This window comes from Brevibacillus agri (assembly GCF_004117055.1).
In the GTDB taxonomy this organism is placed as follows: Bacteria; Bacillota; Bacilli; order Brevibacillales; family Brevibacillaceae; genus Brevibacillus; species Brevibacillus agri.
Genome location: NZ_CP026363.1, coordinates 4,030,195 through 4,052,205 on the forward strand (window position 1 = coordinate 4,030,195; position 22,011 = coordinate 4,052,205).

At 55.5% G+C, this 22,011-nt stretch carries 19 protein-coding genes and 1 other annotated feature; of the genes, 2 read left to right on the forward strand and 17 right to left on the reverse strand.

The genetic code is table 11. The features are described 5' to 3' along the window. Position 1: 1 nt before the first annotated feature. The 5 genes from BA6348_RS19845 to BA6348_RS19865 form a co-directional block, all read right to left on the reverse strand. Positions 2-1,375 carry a bifunctional folylpolyglutamate synthase/dihydrofolate synthase gene (locus tag BA6348_RS19845; protein ID WP_005826495.1) on the reverse strand — a complete coding sequence of 458 codons (1,374 nt, stop codon included), beginning with the start codon at positions 1,373-1,375 and terminating at the stop codon, positions 2-4. Positions 1,376-1,418: 43 nt separating this feature from the next. After that, positions 1,419-4,091 (reverse strand): valine--tRNA ligase, encoded by a 2,673-nt coding sequence (locus BA6348_RS19850; RefSeq protein ID WP_122952970.1) that lies wholly within the window; start codon positions 4,089-4,091, stop codon positions 1,419-1,421. 42 nt (positions 4,092-4,133) lie between these two features. After that, positions 4,134-4,373 (reverse strand) — a binding site (T-box leader). Positions 4,374-4,406: 33 nt separating this feature from the next. Further along, on the reverse strand, positions 4,407-4,757 hold the full coding sequence (locus BA6348_RS19855; protein ID WP_005826498.1) for an STAS domain-containing protein: 351 nt from the start codon (positions 4,755-4,757) through the stop codon (positions 4,407-4,409). A 107-nt stretch (positions 4,758-4,864) separates the two neighbouring features. Next, complete coding sequence (locus tag BA6348_RS19860; protein ID WP_007782442.1) at positions 4,865-6,103, reverse strand: ATP-binding protein; 1,239 nt, start codon at positions 6,101-6,103, stop codon at positions 4,865-4,867. 26 nt (positions 6,104-6,129) lie between these two features. Continuing rightward, on the reverse strand, positions 6,130-7,938 hold the full coding sequence (locus BA6348_RS19865) for a PP2C family protein-serine/threonine phosphatase (protein WP_026558428.1): 1,809 nt from the start codon (positions 7,936-7,938) through the stop codon (positions 6,130-6,132). A 184-nt stretch (positions 7,939-8,122) separates the two neighbouring features. On the opposite strand from BA6348_RS19865, the gene BA6348_RS19870 reads away from it, so the two are divergent. Further along, the gene (locus tag BA6348_RS19870; RefSeq protein ID WP_025847019.1) at positions 8,123-8,308 is read left to right on the forward strand and encodes a hypothetical protein; all 186 of its coding nucleotides are present in this window, start codon (positions 8,123-8,125) and stop codon (positions 8,306-8,308) included. Between the two features lie 39 nt (positions 8,309-8,347). Here the strand turns inward: BA6348_RS19870 and BA6348_RS19875 are convergent, their stop codons facing one another. From BA6348_RS19875 to BA6348_RS19925, 11 genes are all read right to left on the reverse strand, one after another. Next, a complete protein-coding gene (locus BA6348_RS19875; protein WP_122952969.1) occupies positions 8,348-9,343 on the reverse strand; it encodes a protein kinase family protein in 996 nt (331 codons plus the stop codon). Further along, on the reverse strand, positions 9,330-10,328 hold the full coding sequence (locus BA6348_RS19880) for a hypothetical protein (protein WP_005826512.1): 999 nt from the start codon (positions 10,326-10,328) through the stop codon (positions 9,330-9,332). Before BA6348_RS19880 ends, BA6348_RS19875 begins: the two co-directional genes overlap by 14 nt. Before the next feature lie 14 nt (positions 10,329-10,342). Beyond that, on the reverse strand, positions 10,343-11,809 hold the full coding sequence (locus tag BA6348_RS19885; RefSeq protein ID WP_025847016.1) for a LysM peptidoglycan-binding domain-containing protein: 1,467 nt from the start codon (positions 11,807-11,809) through the stop codon (positions 10,343-10,345). A 175-nt stretch (positions 11,810-11,984) separates the two neighbouring features. Further along, on the reverse strand, positions 11,985-13,394 hold the full coding sequence (gene hemY, locus BA6348_RS19890) for a protoporphyrinogen oxidase (RefSeq protein WP_005826515.1): 1,410 nt from the start codon (positions 13,392-13,394) through the stop codon (positions 11,985-11,987). Between the two features lie 12 nt (positions 13,395-13,406). Further along, positions 13,407-14,339 (reverse strand): ferrochelatase, encoded by a 933-nt coding sequence (hemH, locus tag BA6348_RS19895; RefSeq protein WP_005826517.1) that lies wholly within the window; start codon positions 14,337-14,339, stop codon positions 13,407-13,409. Between the two features lie 16 nt (positions 14,340-14,355). Further along, positions 14,356-15,393, reverse strand: a complete 1,038-nt coding sequence (gene hemE / locus BA6348_RS19900) for a uroporphyrinogen decarboxylase (protein WP_005826518.1) — start codon at positions 15,391-15,393, stop codon at positions 14,356-14,358. A 139-nt stretch (positions 15,394-15,532) separates the two neighbouring features. After that, positions 15,533-16,381, reverse strand: coding sequence for a DUF4097 family beta strand repeat-containing protein (locus BA6348_RS19905; RefSeq protein ID WP_005826520.1), 849 nt, complete (start codon positions 16,379-16,381; stop codon positions 15,533-15,535). Positions 16,382-16,465: 84 nt separating this feature from the next. Next, positions 16,466-16,933: an HAAS signaling domain-containing protein gene (locus BA6348_RS19910; RefSeq protein WP_242507380.1), complete on the reverse strand. Its 468-nt coding sequence runs from the start codon at positions 16,931-16,933 to the stop codon at positions 16,466-16,468. Then, positions 16,920-17,249, reverse strand: a complete 330-nt coding sequence (locus BA6348_RS19915) for a PadR family transcriptional regulator (RefSeq protein ID WP_005826524.1) — start codon at positions 17,247-17,249, stop codon at positions 16,920-16,922. The genes BA6348_RS19910 and BA6348_RS19915 overlap by 14 nt, the downstream gene beginning before the upstream one ends. Positions 17,250-17,375: 126 nt before the next feature. Next, positions 17,376-19,250 (reverse strand): bifunctional metallophosphatase/5'-nucleotidase, encoded by a 1,875-nt coding sequence (locus tag BA6348_RS19920; RefSeq protein WP_005826525.1) that lies wholly within the window; start codon positions 19,248-19,250, stop codon positions 17,376-17,378. A gap of 65 nt (positions 19,251-19,315) precedes the next feature. Continuing rightward, complete coding sequence (locus tag BA6348_RS19925) at positions 19,316-20,128, reverse strand: alpha/beta fold hydrolase (RefSeq protein WP_122952968.1); 813 nt, start codon at positions 20,126-20,128, stop codon at positions 19,316-19,318. Positions 20,129-20,247: 119 nt separating this feature from the next. On the opposite strand from BA6348_RS19925, the gene BA6348_RS19930 reads away from it, so the two are divergent. After that, positions 20,248-20,940 (forward strand): alpha/beta hydrolase, encoded by a 693-nt coding sequence (locus BA6348_RS19930; RefSeq protein WP_005826529.1) that lies wholly within the window; start codon positions 20,248-20,250, stop codon positions 20,938-20,940. Between the two features lie 25 nt (positions 20,941-20,965). Here BA6348_RS19930 and BA6348_RS19935 read toward each other — a convergent pair whose 3' ends face one another. Continuing rightward, on the reverse strand, positions 20,966-21,775 hold the full coding sequence (locus tag BA6348_RS19935; RefSeq protein WP_242507381.1) for a HipA family kinase: 810 nt from the start codon (positions 21,773-21,775) through the stop codon (positions 20,966-20,968). Positions 21,776-22,011: the final 236 nt, after the last annotated feature.

Here is a 22,011-nt window from a genome sequence, read left to right on the forward strand (position 1 = left end):
CCTATTCACCTGCCTCTTCTACTGTAGTGGGAAAGAATGCGCGCACTTGGGCGATGAAGTAGAGCGAACCGCAGACGACCAACCAGTCATCCGCTTTCGCCGATTGCTTCTCCCGCATCCAAGAAAGGAGAAACGCTCGCCAGTCCGGGACGGCTTCGAGGTTTTCCTCCGCCCATCCGCCTTGCAAAAACGCATCGCGCAGCGTACTTGCCGCTGCTGCACGCGGAAAGTCAAATTCCGTCACGTTCAGCGACTTGATTTTCGCCTTTACGGGCGCCAGCGCTTTTGCCATCTCGGAAAGCGGCTTATCAGCCAAGCCGGAAAACAGCAGGTGCAGCCCTGCATCGTTCGGCAAAAGCCGCTCCAGGCTATTGGCGAGTGCTTCCATTCCCTCCTGGTTGTGTGCCCCGTCCAAGATCACAAGCGGTCTTGGCGAGACGACTTCTAGACGACCAGGCCAGCGTGTTTGTTGCAAACCACGAGATATTTCTTCTTCCTCCAGCAGGAAAGAGAAATAGTTGCGCAAGACATCAATGGTCATCAACGCGACCGCTGCATTTGCCGTTTGATGAATGCCGTTCATGGTCAAGCGATAGGTAGCTTCATGGCGCCGATGGATGCTGCTGTAGCGAATCCGCTGCTGCCCCAGCTCTTCTTCTACCTGTTCGGCAAAGAAATGCTCCTGCAAGCTGTACACGGTGCTTTTCGTCTCAGCAGCCCGCTCCTTGAGCACGGCGAGTATTTCCGGTCGGGTCTCGCCCGTGACGACAGGTACGCCCGGCTTGATGATGCCAGCTTTTTCGCGGGCAATCTCCTCCAAGGTATCGCCCAACACCTGTGTATGGTCCATGCCAATATTTGTGATAACGGAGACAAGCGGCAGCACGACATTCGTCGAGTCCAGCCGTCCTCCCAGCCCCGTCTCCCAGACGACGACAGCCGGTCTCGCCACTCTCGAAAAATAAAGAATGGCGATCAGCGTGATGACTTCAAACTCTGTAGGCGAGCCAAATTCCGTCTCGCGCTCGCAGCGCTCGATCAAGACCTTGACTTCATTCACCAGCCGGAGCAGATCGGCTTCCTCGATCATGCTCCCGTTGTAGCGAATGCGCTCGCGAAAATCTACCAGATAAGGCGAGGTGAACGTGCCGACACTGTAGCCGGCCTCCATCAGCATTTGCGTCAGGAACGCGCACGTCGAGCCTTTTCCATTGGTGCCTGCCACATGGATGAACGGGATTCTCCGTTCCGGATGGTCCAGTTGCTCAAGTACCCACTGCATTCTCTCAAGCCCCGGCCGCTGACCGAAGCGAAGCAGTCCATGCAGCCAGTCGAGCGCTTCTTTGTATTCAACAAATTGTGCTTCAGCATGCATACCAAAATGCTCCATTCTCAAAAATATGCGTTGGTACGGCGGATCATTCGCCCTTCAGTTCGGCAAGGCGAGCGATGACCTTATCCCGTTTTTCCATGTAGTCAGCCATTTTCGCTTTTTCTTCTTCCACGACTTTTTCTGGTGCCTTGGCCATAAAGCCGGCGTTGTTCAGCTTTTTCTCGATCCGCTCCACTTCGCCGTGCAAAGTAGCCAGTTCTTTTTCCAGTCGCTTCAGCTCTTGCTCGATGTCGATCAGGCCAGCCAGCGGCAAGAACAGCTCCGCTCCTGTCACAACCGCAGACATCGCCTTTTCCGGGATCGCCAGCTCCGCGCTGATCGTGAGCGTCTCCGGATTGCAGAAACGGGCGATGTACTCTTCGCCGCGCGCCAGACGAGCCGCAGAGGTCGCATCGCTTGGCTTAATCAACAGCTCGATTTTTTTGGACATCGGCACGTTTACTTCCGCACGAATGTTGCGCACGCTGCGGATAATTTCCATCAGCATGGTCATCTCGCTCTCCGCCTCGGTGAAAATCCATTGTTCGTTCACCGTCGGCCAAGGTGCTACGGTAATGCTCTCGCCTTGGTGCGGCAGCGCCTGCCAAATTTCCTCGGTGATGAACGGCATAAACGGATGGAGCAGCTTGAGCGTTTGGTCGAGCACCGTCACGAGCACGGATTGCGTCGTCTTTTTCGCTGCTTCGTCACTGCCGTACAGCGGCAGCTTCGCCATCTCGATGTACCAGTCGCACAGGTCATCCCAAATGAAGTTGTACAGCACGCGGCCCGCTTCGCCAAACTCAAATGCGTCGGACAGGCGCGTCACGTCAGCGATGGTCGCTTGCAGACGGGAGAGAATCCACTTGTCTGGCGTCGACAGCTCGCCGCTAAGATCAATGTCGTCGTACGTAAATCCGCTCAGGTTCATCAGGGCAAAGCGGGAGGCGTTCCAAATCTTGTTGGCGAAGTTGCGGTTCGCCTCGACTTTTTCCCAGTAAAAACGCTGGTCGTTCCCTGGCGAGTTGCCTGTCGCCAGCGTGAAGCGCAGGGCATCCGCGCCGTATTTTTCGATCACTTCCATCGGATCGACGCCGTTTCCGAGCGACTTGGACATTTTGCGGCCTTCGGAGTCGCGGATAATGCCGTGAATCAGCACGGATTCAAACGGGCTTTTTCCGGTGAACTCAAGACCGGAGAACATCATGCGCGCTACCCAGAAGAAAATGATGTCGTAGCCGGTTACGAGGACGTTTGTCGGATAGAAATACTTCATGTCCTCGGACTCTTCCGGCCAGCCGAGCGTGGAGAACGGCCACAGACCAGAGGAGAACCAGGTATCGAGCACGTCGTTGTCCTGCTCCAGCTTGTGGCTGTGGCAGCTCGGACATTCGGTGACATCTTCGCGCGAGACGACGGTCTCGCCGCACTCTTGGCAGTACCAGGCGGGAATGCGGTGGCCCCACCAGAGCTGGCGGGAAATGCACCAGTCGCGAATGTTCTCGATCCAGCGCAGGTAGTTGGTCTTGAAGCGCTCCGGAACGAATTTGACGCTGTCTTCGCTGTTGGCGTTGGCAAGCGCGAGGTCAGCCAATGGCTGCATTTTCACGAACCACTGGGTGGACAAATACGGCTCTACAACGGCGTCGCTGCGCTCGCTGTGGCCTACCTGGTGGATGTGCTCCTCGATTTTGAACATGACGCCTTGCTCTGTCAGGTCTTTGATGATTTGCTTGCGGCAGGCAAAACGGTCCAGCCCTTTGTAGATGCCTGCCTGCTCGTTCATCGTGCCAGTCTCGTCCATGACGACGATTTGCGGCAGTTGGTGGCGCAGTCCCAGCTCGAAGTCGTTCGGATCGTGCGCAGGCGTGATTTTTACCGCGCCGGAGCCGAACTCTGGATCGACGTACGTATCCGCGACAATCGGGATTTCGCGACCGACAATCGGCAAAATGACGGTTTTTCCGATCAGGTGCTTGTAGCGCTCGTCTTCCGGATGGACAGCGACAGCCGTATCGCCCAGCATCGTTTCCGGACGGGTCGTCGCCACTTCGATGTAGCCTGTGCCGTCAGCGAGCGGATAGCGCATATGGTGCAGGGCGCCTTTTACTTCCTTGTAAACGACCTCGATATCAGACAGGGCGGTACGGGCAGCCGGGTCCCAGTTGATGATGCGGTTGCCGCGGTAAATCAGCCCTTTTTCGTACAGGCGGACGAATACTTCGCGCACAGCTTTGGACAAGCCTTCATCCATCGTAAAACGCTCGCGGGAGTAGTCCAGCGCAAGACCCAGCTTTTCCCACTGCTCGCGGATGTGCGAAGCGTAAATGTGCTTCCATTCCCATACTTTTTCGATGAACTTGTCGCGGCCGAGGTCGTGACGCGAGATGCCCTCTTCGCGCAGCGTCGCTTCTACGCGGGCTTGCGTAGCGATCCCGGCGTGGTCCATCCCAGGCAAAAACAGCGTGCTGTAGCCTTGCATCCGCTTTGCGCGGGTGATGATGTCTTGCAGCGTCGTATCGAGCGCATGGCCCAAGTGCAGCTTGCCCGTCACGTTCGGAGGCGGGATCACGATGGTGAACGGACGCTTCGCCGGGTCGCGTTCCGCCTTGAAAAACTGCTTTTCGATCCAGTACGGATACCATTTGCTTTCGGCTGCCTTCGGGTCGTAGTTCTTCGGCAGCAATTGGTCGATGTCGGTTGTTGGCTGAGTTGACATGGGTAGGCTTCCTCCTCTAGGAAAAATAAAAAAACCCTTCATCCAAAGGACGAAAGGATTATTTCGCGGTACCACCTTTGTTAACATACGGCAAGAAGAGTCCAGCGTATGTTCCCTCAAACAAGATAACGGCTGCGAACCGCTTTTGGCTAGACACATCGTGTTCACCAAAAACAACTCCCGGGCGACCTTCAGTCCATCTCTCCTTAGAGAATCTTCCAGCATCTGATTCTCCTCTCTGCAAAGGGCTCCTGACTTACTCTTCCCGATCATCGTTGATTCGATATGTAATTGTGGTATCGTTGCCTTTGCTTATTATATACAATCACGCTGTTTCGCGTCAAACCCGGTTTCGCCCACTTTTCCCACCGTAATGCCCAGCGCCTCGGTAAAGCCCAGTACGCTTAAAATATCCAAAATTTCTTCGCGGACATTGACAATCTCTACCTGTTTGCCAGAAGCAAGCAGTTCTTTCGTAGTAAAATACAGACTTCCAATACCGGAAGAATCTACAAAGGATACACCTTGAAAATCGACGGTAACGGAATGATTGCGCCCTCCGTACTGCTGGAGCAATTCACCCACTCGATCTCCCACAGCCATGTCCAGCTCTCCGGCGAAAAACAGCGTAGCCTGTCCGTTCGTCTCTGTTGCTCGGTAGTCCATGCTCAAACTCCTCTCAATAGGTATCGGTGTAGCTGATTTTGTTCTCTCTCACTCATGTTACCCGCTTCACGCGACTTGCAAACATTTGGTATTTTCTCCAATGTTCATCAGCTTGTCAGCGCACACTCCAAAATCAGCTTCGTTCCAGCCGCCGTGCTGCTCAAATAAATCCGGTCACAGTATTGCAACATGACGTGAAAGCCCGCTCCCAGCGAATTGCGCGTCGAGAATCCTTGCTGCAACGTCGCCCGCGGCAAATCTTCGAGCAAAATGCCCTGGCCCTGGTCGTGGATGACCACCCGGCACAAATCTTGATCGTGGGCGATATAGAGCGTGATCGTTCCTCCGCTGCCGTGCTTGAGCGTGTTCGAAGCCGCCTCGTTGACGGCGACGAGAAAGTGCAAAAAACGTTTGGCGACAAACCCCAGCGGCTCCAGCGTGCGCTTGAACGACCTTCTGAGCAGAGCCAAATCCTCCGGCGCCTGAATGTCCATCGCGAGCGATTTGTGCCCCTCGCGCAGCAGAAAAAACAGCTCCTCGTCGCTTAGCAACAGCAGCTTGCCTGCCGTGACCACGCCGAGAATGTCTCTGTATATTTCCCACTCGCGCCGTTTTCTTCTGCGTTCTTCCGCGATGGCAGCCGTCACGTCAATCAGGGCGATCCCACAGGTGCGATCCGGCAAAATCGACGCGTACATTTCAAACACTTTTTTCCCGTCGTGACTGACAATCTGTTCCCGCAAGGAGTTGCCGTGGACGGTCGCCTCACCAATCAGGCGCTGCATTTCCCCCTCGACATCGGGGGCCGCACGGTTCGAGCCGAGCGGACGCACTTTGCCATCGTCAAGCAGATAGAGGAAAATCGTCTCGATCTGGCGCAGGATGGACAGCTTCTGCAGCTCCTGCTTGATGAGACGGCCTCGCTCGTCATCCCGATCTTTATAACTATGCAATACGTCTGTAGGATTCAGCTCGTTGCACATATGCCACGTATGAAATTCTTCCAGAAGCAACCGTTCCAGCACTTCTTCCTTGCGCAAAACCTTCTCGATATCAACGACATAGTAAGGAACACCGTTGATTCCCTGCAGCCCGCTGCCGATAATGCGAAAATCGAAAGCGAGCTCGACCTCCATGCGTCCATGCAACTTTTTGGTCGAACTAAGCAGGCCGATAGCTGTCCGGCTGACTGCTATCAATTGGGCTTGACTTGTTTCCATTGTCGCAAGCTCCGTCACCTTCACCTTGCGCGGCGGCAGCACTTTTTGGGCAGACCCGCCGGAACGGAGCTCAAGAAGACAGTTGCGACAAGCGGGATTGTCCGGACACTGTTCACACAGAATCACCGTTCATCCTCCTATTCACGGGCGCTTCAGCTCGGGTACTCCATCAGTGCGGGAGTTTCACTTCTTCGTTGTCCGGCATGAGAGCCGGATTGAAACTGCAAAATCAAAACGGAGATGTCGTCTGTTTGCTGGCCTTGGCGCGTCATCGCCCACAGGTACGATTCGACGCGTTCCATCGTCTCTTCTTTGCCTGGCTCGTCCAGCAGGGCGGCAAGATCTTCGAGCAGGCCGTGAGAGCTGCGCAGCACGTCTTTTCTTCCCGTATCCAACAATCCATCTGTGTATAGTAGCAATATACCTTCTTCTAATAAGGGTACTTCTTCCAGTTGATAGGTGCTATCGGACAAAAGCCCTAGTCCTACCCCGCCCCGGCAGCGCAAGACGTTTTTTTGCGTGCTGGACAAATAGATCGGCTGCGGATGGCCCGCCCTGGCAAGCAGCAACTCGTGGCGGGTCGCATCGTAGACCGCGACAAGCATCGTAATGTACGAGCGGGTTTTCGCCAGATCGGCATACAGTAGCTGGTTTAGCCGCTGCAAAATTTCATCGGGTGACCAGCTCGTCTGCAAAACGGCGCGAACCGCAATCCGAATCCCCGTCGCCCAGATGCTCGCGGGCAAGCCGTGTCCCGATACGTCTGCCACGATAAAACAGGTGTAGCGCTCATTGATGCGCACAAAATCAATGTAGTCTCCCCCGACGTAGGTGACGGGCACGTAGACCGTCCTGGCGCGCAGGCCGTTCACTTGCCATTCCTCTTTTGGAATCAGCATCGACTGGATTCGGCGGGCCAGGCCCATTCCCAGCTCCAGCTCCTTCAGCTCTGTCGACTGATGTTCGTGCAGACACCGCAAGATCAGTCCTCTCACGTTCACAAGCAGCAGTTGAAAAAAGGACTGCTCCAGCTCTTTTGTCTCCATATCGTGCTCGCCGATAGCGGTTTGCGCCACCAGCCTGACGTACCGCGGCGTTTTGGCCGTGTCCCATTGCTCCGAGACGACGATGCGCTCCTCGATAAACTGAACCGCACCTCGATCGGCTCTTTTGCCGCGCTCGGTGTGAAAATAGACATCCCCCTGCTCGGACTCCCAGCTTATGCCCAAATAGACGAGCGTATGAATCTGGCCAAACCAGGCGTCGACAAGCTCGCTGGTCAACTGGTGAATGCTATCGTAATGGACGTCGCTCACGCTGATTTTGTTGCTGGCAATCAACAGTCCCTCATAGCTTTGCTTCAGTTCCCCGACGAGCGACAATTGCTGGTTCATCCATTCGGAATGCGCGAGCTGCTGGGTCAGCCTCGATTCGAGCGTGCTCACCGATGACAATGTCTCCGTCATCAAATAGTGATGGTCCCGATTGTTTAAGTATGCAAGAACACTCATGTAAGCTATGGCGACCGCCAGTCCCCCTTTAACATAAAGCGGCATCTCGGGCAGCGCGAGCAAAGACGCGGCTATGACCAGCAGAATGACCTGCACCATCCCCGTATGCTGCCGCGTGATCCTCTGCCAGTCCAGCAAAAGCTGCGACTCCACGTGTGCGCCTTCGCTCTCCGTCTTTTGGCGCAAGCGTCTGTGCGTCTGCAGCAAAAAGACAAGCGAGATGATCCCTGCGAGATACGTCCCTGTACAGACCGGCACCCCCAGCCCGTGGCCCCACCAGGCAAAAGACAGCACGAGCAAGCTGCCGATCCCCCAGGCCACCAGCCCGATGCCGTGCAGCAAAGACAGGTCAAACCCTCTCTGCGCTTGCCGTTGCAAGCCGTAGGATAAGCGAATCAAGTACACACCTGCACCTATTCCTGACAAGTAGAGTGCTATTTTCCAGATCATCTGCTCACCTTTACAAGTTCGTCCTGGCCTTCCTGCCCTATACGTTCCCGTTTCCTCCCATTCTCAAACCTGTGTCACAACTGGCGTAGAGAAAATACGCCTCGGGCGAAACCGGCCTTTGTCCGAGGAAATATAGGCACTGTCCCAGGAAGCCTCGCATATGCTGAAATGAGGTGATATGCCGATGATGAATTTTCGCTGGAAGTATAACCCTACCTACCTGCGAATCAAATACGGGTGCAAACAAGTGCTGATCCCTTTGATGATTTTTCAGTTCATCCGCACCGTCCTGTTTCCCACCTCGTTTGACGTGATTCTGCTCGGTCTGCTTGCCGTGCTGTACGTCGCCATCGTCCTGGAGTGGCTGTAAATGCAAAAAGCAACGCCCCACCTTGTGAGACGTTGCTCGTTAAAAGGCTTGCTGGACCCAGCGATGCAGACGCATCAGGCGGTCCATATCTTTTTCCAGGCGCTTCACCGCGTACAGCTCGCTCCACTCCCTGCGGTTGTGGTAGTAGATGTCGATGTCTCTCATGATCCGTTCCGGGTACGAGAGAAACGATGCCAACAGCTCGATTTCTTCCGGCCGCAACGGGAAGATGGCAGCGTAGCGATGATAAAGCTGGGAGGCGCCTGCTTCATCTCCCGCCAGTTGAAAATACGTCCGGTAAAACAGTGTGAGGTCGCGCACAGGCGTATCGAAGCTGGCCCGGTCAAAATTGAGCAGCTTTCCTTTGCCAAAGCGATCCGGCACGATATGCGCCGGATGCGGATAGCCGTGAATGAGCGACAAGCGAAAATGCGCATGCGTCTCGTGCCGCTCCTTCCAGTCCGTCAACAGCTCGGTCGCCGTCTGGCTCATCTCCGTAATAAACCCTTTGTTGGCCAAAAACACCAGGTCAAACGGCGACTGGTACTGCCGCCCTCCCGCTACCTCCGCCGCTTTTTCCATCTGGTTTTGCCAATACTGCCAACGGTTTAATAGCGAGTCGATCAGCGGCTCCACCTGCCGCGGGTCGTCAAAGCGGTAATTTTGCGTCAGATGGTGCAACTCCGCGAGCCGCTCGATCGCCGGGGTAGCCCAGGCCAGCGGCTGCTCGGTCCACTCCTCGTTCCCCGGCTGAAAGGGCGTCACGTAGTACAGCGAGTCCCCGAGCGCAACAAACGGATCGTCGAACTTCGTGTACGTGAACGGAACCGCCCCGTCCCAGCCGCGCTGCTGCAACTGGCGCAGCATGTCGCTTACGAAAACCAGCCGCTTGGCAGGCATATTGGACCGTTTGCAGACGTAGGAGCCATAGGGAGTCGCCGCCTTGTACACGTTCGGTTCCTTCAGCGGCTCGATGCTCTGCGCGTACATGTCGTACTCCTGGAACAACGGGTAGATCTCGTCATAGCGGCTCATGTACTCCCTCCCTCCTCGATTGCTCTGCCCGGTAGGCAATGTGCTGCAGCAGTTGGTCGACGGACTCCTGGATGCGCAGAGCCTGTTCAATCGCTTTGACAGAAGCCTCTTCCTTGCCTGCAACCCGCTTCGTATAAGCTTCGATGCTTCTGTACACCTCGCGCGGACGAGCCATGAAGGCGAGCAGCAAAATATAGTCTCCGTAACTGAGCGGCTTGACCTCCTCGTATCCGTCCAAAAAGGCGTCAATCTGGCCGATGTCTTTGTGCGTCAAGTAATGATCCCGCAAAAAGCTTGCCACATCGCGCTGCTGCACGGACAAAGCTGGCCGAAAAAAGCCCCGCAAGTACAGCTCGCCCTTCACCATGCCCCAATTGTCCCGCTGCAACTCCCGGTGCGACACGCTGACCGTATCCGGCGCTACGCTTTCATGCGAAAGCATGGCCGAGGAACGCTCCATGCGCTGCAGCATCGGCTGCATCAGCTCGGCTACCCACCTTTTTTCTCCCGGCTCGCGTCCGTGCTTGCTGCGGAACGCTTCGGCGAAAGCCTTGGTCCGCGTCCACTTTGCGTCGGCGGCGATCTGCTCCTGCTTCAAGTAATCCGCGCCGGAGAGAAGCGGACTCTCCTGCTGGGACAGATGCATCATCCCGATGACTCTGCCGCAGCTTCGGGCAAGTTCGGCGCGAGGCTCGCAGGCTTCGATGTGCCTGACGTGATCGGTCATCGTTACACCGCGCTTGCCCACAACCAGAAACGGCTTGGTGTCTCGCGTCCGTATAAACCTTTCCACTGCGCGAAACCCCTGACGAGCCAATCGCTCGCGCCAGGCAAACGACCAGCGCATCACATCCACACGCGGCCAGACGTGGAGTTCCTTGGGGCCCCGGTTAGTCTCCAGTAAATAGCAGTCATCGAGCGGCGTGATGCGGATCACGCGCGCTCGATAATGCTGGCACACTTCGGAGAGATCGATCTTATCCACGGTCCCCCACTCCTTTATTGTGGGATGTACAAAATTTGTCCCGCGACAACCTGCTCGGAAGCCAGCCTGTTCACTTCGACGATTTTGGAAACGGGCAGTTGGTATCTCTGGGAAATATGCTCCAGCGTTTCGTCGCGCTGGATGATGCACATTTTCAACTGGCTCGTGCTCTCCTCCTTGCGCCGCACAAAGGAAGTGAGATTTTGCATCGCCTCCACGGTCGCCGGGCTGGTGCTGACGGACGCGCTTTGCCGGGAGGAACTGGACGAGGATTCCGCCTCGATCGCCTGCGCTTCCTGCTTGGCGCGCGTAGCCTGCGAGAAAATCGACGTAATGTTGACGTTGCTCTGCTCTTCGCGGGATGCCTTGCCCGAGATGGCTACCTTGAGCTCTGTCTCCTCCACCGCTTCCGGCTGCGCGACTACCGGCTCTGCCGCTTCTTCCTCGCCGTCCGCATGCACTTCCTGCACCTGCTCCGCTTCGTAGAGAGACTCGGACTCGGCTGGATCGGTAGCGACCTGAGCGTAATCCACATCGTCCTGCTCGTGAATCGCCAAAATCGGCTCTTCTTTTTCCGGCTGCCTTTTGACAGGCTCTGTCGTCTGAATATCGCGATAGGCAAGCGCATCGTACGCCGGGGAATCATACTGGGCCTCTGCCTGCGCATCTGAGCCGTAGGCGGCCGGATTTGCGATCCAAGGCTGCTGCGATTCGCTCCTGGACACCTCCTGCACCTCGCCGTACTGCTCCTGCACTTCCCCGTATTGCTGCTGGTACTCCTCCTGCTGGTTGTAGGCGATCGCAGGGGCGTCGAACACGGAAGGCGATTCAGCCGAATCATAGGACGCCGGCAATGCTTCCCGCTCCAGCTCCTCCTCCAAAGCGCTCAGCTTTTCCTCGATTTCGTCCAAGGAAGAAGGCGCAGCGTGCGCTTGCAGCGTCTCGTCCGCTACACGGGCATACTCCCAGGCCTGTGCCCCCTCCGCTGACTCCTGGTTGGCGGAAGCCGGCTGTGTCTGACTGTCGCCGAGCAGTATCCCCATGATCTTCAGGTCGGCGTCAATCAACATTTGATGCGGGGATTCCAGCTTGTAGTCAAAGCTGTCCACGATGGCATAAATGTCGCCGATTTCCGCGATCCGGTCCAACGGAATGGTGATGTTCAACGGTATGCGATGGCCGATCTGTTCCTCCCAGCCGTATTGCGCCTCCTCCGACACTTCCTGGCGAAATGGCGGAAAAGTGAAGGCCTCAACCAGCGTTTCCGTCCCGCCGCTGTTCGCTTCTGCGGCTTCCCTGATCGGCTCGTATTTTCCTACCAATTGCAAGCAGCCCGTGATGGAGACGTAGGAGTCGTTTTCCAGAACCTCTACATCGGGTACCAATTCCAGCTCTTGCAATTCGCCGATTCCGGCTCTATCGGATGAGAGGAAAATGGTCTCCTTGATGGCAAACGAAAGCAGCCCATCCTGTAACGCCATTCGTGCTCCTCCTTTTTCGAAAACTTGGCTTCGCCAAGCTTTTTTTGGGCGACGCCTTGTTGCGCCAAGGTCGATACTCAAGGCAACCCGCCTTTTCTCGACCAAGTGCAGGACATTTCCCTATACTATATGGACAGGACGAGCCGTTTAGCACCGAAAAAAGGAAAAACCGGGGTTATCTCCCCGGTTGCACAGATGCGATCAATTCCGAAACGGCTTTTTTTCCTTGCGCGATACAATCAGGCACGCCCACTCCGTCGTAGGAGGCGCCTGCCACCAGTACCCCCGGCAAATTCGTTTGCAACTTCTGCTTCACATCTTTCACCCACGCCTGATGGCCGACTACGTACGGAATCGCATTTTGCAGGCGCGTCACGCTGTAAAACTCGGGCTGCTGGCGAATCGTCATGATCTTGCGCAAATCGCGCAGCACGACCTCCAAAATCTCCTCGTCGCTCATCTGCATGAACGATTGCTCTGTCGCTCTTCCGACAAAGCTGCGCAAGAGCGCTTTGTTTGGCGGCGCCATGTGCGGCCATTTGCGATGCGCCCACGTGCACGCCGTGATCGTCGCGCCCGAGTGCCGCGGCACGATGAAGCCTGTCCCTTCCATCCCCAGCTCGATCCCGCTCTCCGGAAATGCCATCGCAATCGTCGCCACCATGTGCGGCTTGGCGGTCGGCAGAGCAGGCACGCTGGCGTACGGCCTGAGCAGAGGCTCCGAAACCGCGTGCGGCACGGTGAACAAGACAGCGTCCGTCTCGATCACCTGGCCGTTTTTCAAAACGAGGGTGTACTTGCCGTTCGGCTGCTTTTCCAGCTTGGCTATCCCGCTGTTTTTTTGCAACACTTCACTAGGCAAGCTTTTTTCGATGCCTTCCACGAGCGACTGCAATCCGTTCGCGAGCGTCAGGAAAATGCCTTTTGGCTTGCCCTGCGCCTTCGCCTGCGGGCGGGAATGCTTCATCGCCAAAATCAGGCTGCGATGCTGCTTTTCCATTTGCGCGAACTGCGGGAAGCTCGCGAGCAAGCTGAGGTTGTCGAGATCGCCGGAGTAGACGCCGGACAAAAGCGGCTGAATCAGGTTGTCAATGACCTCGTCACCGAGCCTGCGCCGAAAAAACTCCCCTACGGAAATGTCTTCGTTGCCTTTGGAAGCGGGCAAAATCAGATCAAGCGCTGCGCGAATTTTGCCCGGCCAGGAGATCAGGTCGGTCGTCACAAAAGGCATCAGCCTGGTCGGCACGCCCATCACGGCCCCTTCCGGAATCGCCATCAGCCGATCCTTGTGCCAGATGTACGCCTGCCCCGTACTGTTGCGAACCAGCTCATCGGCAAGCCCGAGGTCAGCCGCCAGCTCGCCTGCGCTTGTTTTCCGCTCCAAAAAGGAATCCGGGCCCAGCTCGATGACGAACCCTTCGTGCCGCCACGTCTTGATTTTGCCGCCAAGACGGTCCTGTTCCTCGATCAGTTGAAAGCGGATCGGCAGGCGCTTCGCCTCGATCTCCCTTTGCAAGTAAAAAGCAGCGGTCAATCCAGTGATGCCGCCGCCCACAATCGTGACATGACAAGCTTTCTCGTTCATGTGCTTCATCCCCTAGTTCGCCAGCTTTTTCCCGACGGCATCAGCCAGACAGGAGATAAACGCAGGTCTGGCGTTAGGCATCGGCGGACGATGGTAATGAACACCCAGCTCTTCCGTTACTGCCTTGCACTCCATATCGTTGTCGTACAAAACTTCCAGATGCTCCGCTACGAAGCCGACCGGGCAGTAGACAAAGGAGCGATAGCCATGCGCCTCGTACAGCTCTCGCGTCAAATCCTGGACGTCCGGGCCGAGCCACGGCTCCGGCGTATTGCCGGCGCTCTGCCAGCCGATGGCGTACCGGGCAATCCCTGCCTGCTCGGCGATCAGCTTGGCGGTATCCTCCAGTTGCTGCGGATACGGGTCCCCGGATTTCAAGATTTTTTCCGGCAGGCTGTGCGCGGAGAAGATGACTACGGCCTGTTCGCGTTCTTCGGCTGGCATCGAGGCAAACGTGTCCTCGATCGCTTTTGCCCAGTACTCAATGAAGCCCGGCTCCCTGTACCAACTGTCGATGCTCTTGATTGTCGGTCCGCCGATCGCTTGCGAATGCTCGCAAGCTCTGCCGTTGTATTCTTTGACGCTGTAGCTGGAGTAATGCGGAGCGAGCACCAGGCTGATCGCCTCGGTAATCCCGTCGCGCTTCATTTGCTCCACCGCATCCTCCACGAACGGCGCAATATGCTTCAGCCCCAGGTAGCCGACAAACTCCCGGTCCGGGTAGCGCTCGTTCATTTCCCGCTCCAGCGCGCGCACCTGCTCGTCCGTGATGTCCGCAAACCGATTCAGGCCGTCTACCGCCTCATAGCGCGCCCGCAGGTCGTCAAGCAGCTCCTGCGGCGGCTTGCGGCCACGGCGAATGTGCGTGTAGTACGGCTCAATTTCTTCTGGACTGCGCGGCGTTCCATACGCCATCAGCAAAAGCCCTGTTTTTGGCTTTGACATCTCATACCCCTCCTGGTCACACGTCCCTTTTGTAGCTATGGATGAATGCGGTCAGTTTTTGCAACGTTTCTACTTTGGCGTCAGGGAATACACCGTGCCCCAGATTGAAAATGAATCCCGGCTGCTTCGTGCCTTCGTCGAGAATTTCTTTTGCTTTGGCTTCGAGCTTCTCCCACGGAGCAAGCAACAGCGTCGGGTCGAGGTTGCCCTGCAACGTCTTGGTCACGCCCATGTTGCGCGCAGTCGTAATCGAGGTGCGCCAGTCCAGACCGACAACATCGACAGGCAAGCGGTTCCAATCCAGCAAAAGATGGCCTGCCCCGATTCCGAAGTAGATCGTCGGCACTCCGGTTTCTTTCAGCGCCTGGAAAATTCGCGTCATCACAGGCGTTATGTACTCGCGGTAATCTTCGTCGTTCAATGCGCCTACCCAGGAGTCAAACACCTGTACCGCTTGGGCGCCGGCCTTGATCTGTGCCTTCAGATAGGTGATCGTCATGTCGCCGAGCTTTTCCATCAATGCCTGCCACGCAGCAGGTTCGGTGTACATGAACGCCTTTGTCTTGTGGTAATGCTTGGAAGGACCGCCCTCGATCATGTAGCTGGCGAGCGTGAATGGCGCTCCCGCAAAGCCGATCAGCGGAACAGACAACTGCTCGCGCAACAGCTTGATCGATTCCAAAATATACGGCACGTGCGTTTCCGGCTCCAGATCGAGCAGACGCTCTACATCCGCCAACGATTCAATCGGATTGCCGATCACAGGCCCAATTCCCGACTCGATGTTCACGTCGACTCCAATCGGCTTTAGCGGCGTCATGATGTCGGCAAACAAAATCGCAGCATCCACGCCCAACTGCTCGACAGGCAGACGGGTCACTTCGGCGCATACTTCCGGTATGTAGTTCATCTCAAAAAAGCTATACTTCGCGCGGATGGCGCGGTATTCGGGCTGATAGCGTCCGGCTTGGCGCATGTACCAGACAGGGACACGCTCTGTCGCCTCTTTGCGGCATGCTTTCAAAAACGTATCGTTAAATGGTTTGGAAGTCATGAATAAACCTCTCTTTGCACAATAATCTATCCCACCAATATGATACCACTGGGCATTCGACAAGTAATGGCTCTTTTGTGTCAAAATCTTTTCGTTTCGCGCGTTTCCAATCCTATCCATCATTGTTGCCAAACTTCTTCTATTGAATGCGGATATCTCCCGTAGAAGTCTTCACGGACAGCTTTGGACCGCCAGTCCCTACGGAAGCCTTGATGTTTTGCTCTTCTCTTTTCGCATAGGAAAGGGTGGCCCATTTGACCTCGATGTCGCCCACGTCGGATGCCAGCTCCAACTGCGCTGCTTCCGGCTGCTTTTCCACCGCAATCCGCACATCGCCCGTATCCGTGCGCACGGTTACATCGCGCGTCAACTCGGGCAAGACGAGTTTGTCGATTTCGCCCGTGGAGCTGTCGATGTTCAGGCTGGCGCGAATACCGGCCAGCTTCAGATCGCCCGTATCTGTCCGCACGTCCAGGCGCTCTCCGGCATACCCGGTCAAATCGACATCACCTGTGCTGGACGACACTTCCCCCGTTTTCGCCGTGAGCGCTCCGCTTTTGATATCCCCCGTAGCCGTTTCCAGCCGGATGCTCTCGTACTCTTTTTCCGGCAGCATGATTTCCAGCTTCAACTCCCCGCTACCTGGATAAAACAGGCTGACGTGCAGCTTTTCCTGCACCTGGACGCGCAAGGTTCCGTCTTCCGTGACCTCGCTCGTCCATTGCAGCCGTTCCTTTTGCTGCTCCGAGATTTCCCCTGTCAGACGCACGGTCGCTTGTGCCGCTTTCGTAGGCGTGATGACGAGATCCGCTGTTCCCGTCTCTACGGCCACCGCCTTGAACGGCTGCTCGATGATGCGCTGCTCCTCTATTTTCTTTAAGGAAAACGCGAAGTGCTCCTGCTTGGCAAACAGCCAGACGAGCCCGCACACTCCCACGACAAACAGCAGCAAGCTTATGCCGAACAGCTTTTTTCCCCAATTCTTCATCTTATTTCCCCCTAATCATCTGCACGTTAAACTGCAGATACTTCAGGAACAGACGGTACAGCCACTTCGTCAGCCGCAGCAAGCCTACCGCCAGCATTCCCCCAGCCCAAGCGAAACGAGACTTCCGAACAAAAGCAAAAGCCGTTCCTGAGACGGCGCGGGAAACCCGTATTCCATCAAAATGCCGAGCGGCGCCACCAAAAGCGACAAGGAGACGGCGTAGCAGGCGATCAGCACGCCGATCAGCGCGAAAAACGGCCCCAGGACGAACACGAGGTTGAAAAAGCCCAAACTGATCGTGGCAATGATCGCTCTGGACATGTTGCCCACGGACGCATTGGACTGCGCCTGATCGATCCGGTAGCCCGCAAGCAGCTCTCTCGCCAGCGCTTTGGGGCTGCCCAGGCTGTCGGCAATTTCGTGTTCGCTTTTCCCCTGCTTGATCCCGATCAAAAAATGTTCGGTATAATCAGCGAGAATGTCCAGACGCTCCTTGTCCGGCAAATCGCCAAGCAATGCCCCCAACTCGTCCATAAACTCACGCCTTGTCATAGCCCAGTCCCTCCTCTATCATTTCGTTGACGCCGCGATTGAATATTCGCCATTCCAGCACGAGATCGTTCATGTACTGTCTCCCCCGCTCCGTTAGCTGATAATATTTTCGCGGCGGCCCTTCTTGCGACTCTGCCAAATAGGTTATGAAAAAGCCTTCCTGGGTCAAGCGCCGCAGCAAAGGATACACCGTCCCTTCGGCGATATGAAACCGCTCCGAGATGCTCGCAACCAGTTCGTAGCCGTATCTGTCCTGCTTCGCTGTCAAAACGAGAACACACAGCTCCAGGACCCCTTTTTTAAACTGTACGTTCAATGCACATCACCCATGTCAAAGCTTACCAAAGAGGTACTGTATATTGCAAGGTACTTTATGATATAAGAGGACAGGGAGCCGGCTTTTCTCCCTGTCCTCTCTCACACGCATGTTTTCCCTGCCAGCTTATTTTACTTCGACGATGCGGCCTTCTACTTTCGGATTGACCACTTTGCGCTTCATCAGACCTTCTTCCACGATGCTGTACATGGACAAGCCTGTGTTGAAGAACGGCTTTTTGAACGATTCATAGCCGTCTCCACCTGCTGCCAAAAAGTCGATGGTCGCGACTTTGTACGTTTTGGTCAGATCAAGCGGCTTGTCGCCAACCTTCACTTCCAGAACACGCTCGCCTGCAGGCTTGGTCGGGTTGTACGTAAAGCTCATGCCGCTGATTTGCGGGAAGCGTCCTGCGCCTGTTCCCACCTGGCTCACGCCGTTCTCCAGCGCTTGCTTCAGCTCTGCCCCTGTCACTTCCACGATCGCCAGCGTGTTGTTTTCGAACGGAAGCAGCGTGTACAAGTCTTTTTTCGTGATGTCGCCTGCCGCAAGCTGCGTGCGGATACCGCCGCCATTTGCCAGCGCTACATCCGCTTCGTATCCTTTGATGGATTGCGTGCGCTCGAGCATGATGTCGGTAATCAGGTTGCCGACGTTCGTTTCCTTCGCCCGGACAAGCGTGCGGTCGCCATCGAGCGGAACCTCGGATTTCGCAATCACCACATTCATGACGGTATCAATTTTTTTCACAATTTCCTGAACCATTTTGTCAATTTCCGGGTCTGCCACGACGGATTCATCGTATTCTTTCAGACCGCCGCTGAACGCTACCAGCTCTTTGCCCAAATAGTACAGGTCAGCGCGTCCGAGCGATTTGCCGTACTCCCAGTCTTGGACTATGTAGGTGCCGTTTACCAGCTCAGGCGTTGTCAGCGGAGTATGGGAGTGGCCGCCGACGATCAGGTCGATGCCAGGCACGTTTTTCGCGATTTCGCGGTCTACGTCCACCCCGATGTGGGAAACGACGATGACGTGATCTACTTCTTTTTTCAGCTCAGGGACAACGACTTTCGCTACCTCGACCGGATTTTTGAAGGTCAGGCCCTTGACGTTGTCAGGGTGTGTCAGCACAGGCGTGTCTTCCGCGACAAAGCCGACGAACCCGAACTTTTTGCCGCCGATTTCCGCCTTGAAGGTCGGCAACAGCAGCTCTTTGCCATCCGCCTTGAACACGTTTGCGGAAATGACCGGATGCTCCAGCATGTCGCGCAGCTTAAGCAGTTGCTCGTAGCCGAAGTCAAACTCGTGGTTGCCCGCAGCCATCACGTTGTAATCGAGGCTGTTCAGGATCGGAACGACAGACTCTCCTTTGAACTGGTTCACGAAAATGGTGCCTTGGAACGTATCACCCGCGTCCAGCAAGAGGAAGTTGTCGTTTTCCGCGCGCCATTCCTTCAGCAAGGTCGCGATTTTGGCAAAGCCGTATTCCTTTTGCGTTTTGTCTTCCTGGATGTGTCCATGCGTATCGTTTGTATGCGCGATCGTGATGTGGGTCGTTGCCGCATCGCCCAACGCCTGGAAAAATTCGCCGCGCGTCACGGTCGCTTTATTGTCGAGCGCGATTTTGTAGCCGAGCTTTTCGGCCACTTGCGCCAGCTTCGCGGAGGTCAGCACTTGACCCGGATTTTTGAAGTCGTCCTGGCTTACCGCGCCCTGTCCTTTTGCCCAGTCCAGATAAGGAGTCGCCCAGTGCGCGCCTTTTGCTGCTGCCCCGATTTGTGCGCCTTTGAGCTTGGAGAAAACAACCGCTGCCTCCGCAAGCGTAACAGCGCGATCCAGAGCCAAATCGCCATTTTGTCCGGCGGTGACGATCGCTTTTTTCACCATCCAGTCCACGTGCTTGACCGGATGCAGCGGAGCCGCGAGTGCAGAGGTAGACAAGAGCGATGCAAATACGACAGATGCAAACGCTGTCATCATAATTCGACGTGCTTTTTTCATTCTCTAATTCCCCTCTCGTATATGTAAAAATAGATAGGATATCTCTTTTATTATAGCAAAATTTGCTAGGACAATGGTGCGCTTTTCCTGTTGTTTTCGACAAAGCCGCCGATCGCTTCGGCAAGCTGTTCCGGCGCTTCGAGCATTCCCATGTGCCCTGCATCCGGCAAAAGCGCTTCGACAACGTTGCTTTTTTGTACCGTAAACGTTTTGGCTACCGGAATGATCTGGTCCTCTGCGCCTGCGACCAACAGCACTGGGAGCGTCGTTTCCCGCAGGACGTGATTGCGGTCTTTTCGATCGCGCATGGCATACAACGTCTGAATCGCCCCGATCGGGCTGGTCGCGACGCCTATTTCTTTGGCAGCCTGGACTTCCGCTGTCATCGACGCGACATGCTGCGGGGCAAACAGTTTGGGGACGAGCGCCTTGATAAACGGCTCCATGCCGTGTTCGCGAATGCTGTCGGCTCCTTTGTTGCGATTGGCCTTGGCCGCCTCGTCGTCGGGATATGGCGTGGAATGAACCAGTCCGAAGCTGAGCAGCTTGTCCGCGTAGTTTTCGGCAAAAGCGAGCGTAATGTAGCCGCCGAGCGAGTGCCCGAACAGGTGGAACTTGTCCAGACCCGCTGCCGCTGCAAAAAGCGCAATGTCTTCGGCGAACCGTTCCATCGAATACGCTTCATCCGGCGCGGAGCTATGTCCGTGGCCGCGCAAATCGACGGCGATCACGCGATGCGAGCGGGCCAACAGCGGCACCAGCTTGTCCCAATAATGCAGGCTGCCGCAGAAGCCGTGCAGCAAGATGAGCGGCTCCCCTGCTCCTTCCTCCACATACGCGAGCTTGACGCCGTTTGTCAGTTGTGCTTCTTTTTTCATCTGAATCTGCTCCTTTCTGCTTTCGTTTCCGTCTTTTTTGCTTGCCAGCAGATTTTGCTGTCTGTATGATTGGAAAAAATGCCCACAACCGAATTTGGTAAAGAGAGGTGCTTGACTCGTTGATTCAGACAATAGCAGATTCCGTCGCCGGCCCAGATGGACAGAGCATTCCTTATACCTTGATCCAGGCGGGCGAGTCACCGTCCCGCGCACTTTGCTTTTTCTTTCCCGGCGCCAGCTATTCCTTCGACAAACCGTATTTGTACTATTCGACGATGCTTTTTTTGCGCAAGCAGGTAGATATCGTCCACGTACACTATTCGTTCGGACAAGACAACGCGGCCTTTTGGAACAGTCCATTCGCCGAAAAAAGCGCGTGGCTGCAAGCAGACGCAAAGCGGCTTGTCTCTCATGTGCTCGGCAAGCGGGCGTACGAACAAATTTTTTTCCTCGGAAAGTCTATCGGGACGATTCCGATTGCGTGCGGCCTGCTCCATGCCTCTGCGTTTTCCCGCACGTCAGCCGTTCTGTTGACGCCCTTGCTGACAGAGGAATCGCTCGTAGCCGATCTGCTCTCTGTCAAGCAGCAAGTACTGCTTGTCTCCGGCACGCAAGACCCTTACTACCAGCCAACTGCGCTTGAAAAAATAGCCTCCTCCAGGCCAAACGTTCGTCTTTATCTGCCTGACGGGGCCAAGCATTCCTTGGACGTGGGACTTGATGTTTCCCGTTCTCTGGCCGTATTGCAGTCGGTCATGGACGAACTGGACAGCTTTGTAGAACGGGAGCTGGACGCCCACGCCGGAAGCTGACAGCGACCACCTGGCAGAGCGCGGTTCAGGCAAAATGCTTGGAAACTCGCTTCAACGCTTTTTTCAGGTGCTTGTGGCGGCAGAGCAGCACTTTTTGGATGAACTTTTTTTCTGCTTTGGTCAGCAACCCTTTCGGTACTCTTCTGATTGCTTTTTTCAGCTTTCCTTTAGGCATCGCCTGAATCTTTTTCACCATTTTCCCCAGTTGCTTGCGGTTGTCGCGCGTAAACCGCTTCAAGCCTCTCGGAATGCGCTGCTTTTTCTTGTCGCCGGAATGCAGGCAAAACTTGTAGGCTTTTTTGCAGGAAAACTTCTTCTTGGCCCGCCGGAGATTCCATTTAGTAGGATTACCAAACAAGGAAATCCCATGATCGATTCCGTACCACTTGTACTTCTTCCCCGACTTTTTCTTGTGGAGAATCAGGTTGCGGTCGGATCGGTCCGGATTGAGAATCCAGGCGTCAAAAGCGACCAGGCGGGCCAGCTTTTTGGCCTGCTTGACGTACTTGTGCGGCTTTTTCAGCAGCTTCTTTTTCGCCTTTTTCCACGGAATGACCTGGCCGCCCTTGGCCTGCATCGAAATGAGGCCGCGCTTGATCCGGCCGCGCGGTCCGCGCACATGGGCCTGAATGACTCGCGCCACAGGCAAGCCGAGACTTTTCGCCAGGTGGGCGGCAATGTACTCGTTGGCAACGAGAATGCGGTAATTTCTGCGAGGATACCGATGAACGGTCGACTTGAAAAAGCCTTTTCGCCCCTTGCGATTTTTCACCTTCCAGATCAGTCGGCCATACTTTTTACGCAGGCGCTTTCGATAGCGCCACTTCAGTCTCACCACTCGTACACCTCGTCCCTGCATTTTTTACATCATACGGACTTGGGTTCTGAATGGTGAAACCAAAAAGAACAAGACCTTTGGCCAAAAGGAAAAACAGGTGTTGATCCCTCATCTTTTAGCGGAGGGGAAGGAACCGTCGCTACTGTATTCTCATACGCCCTGCCAATTCCTGCTAAATGCCGTGTTTCTTTACAGAAAAAAAACACCTCCTGCCTTCCGACAGGAGGTGCTTG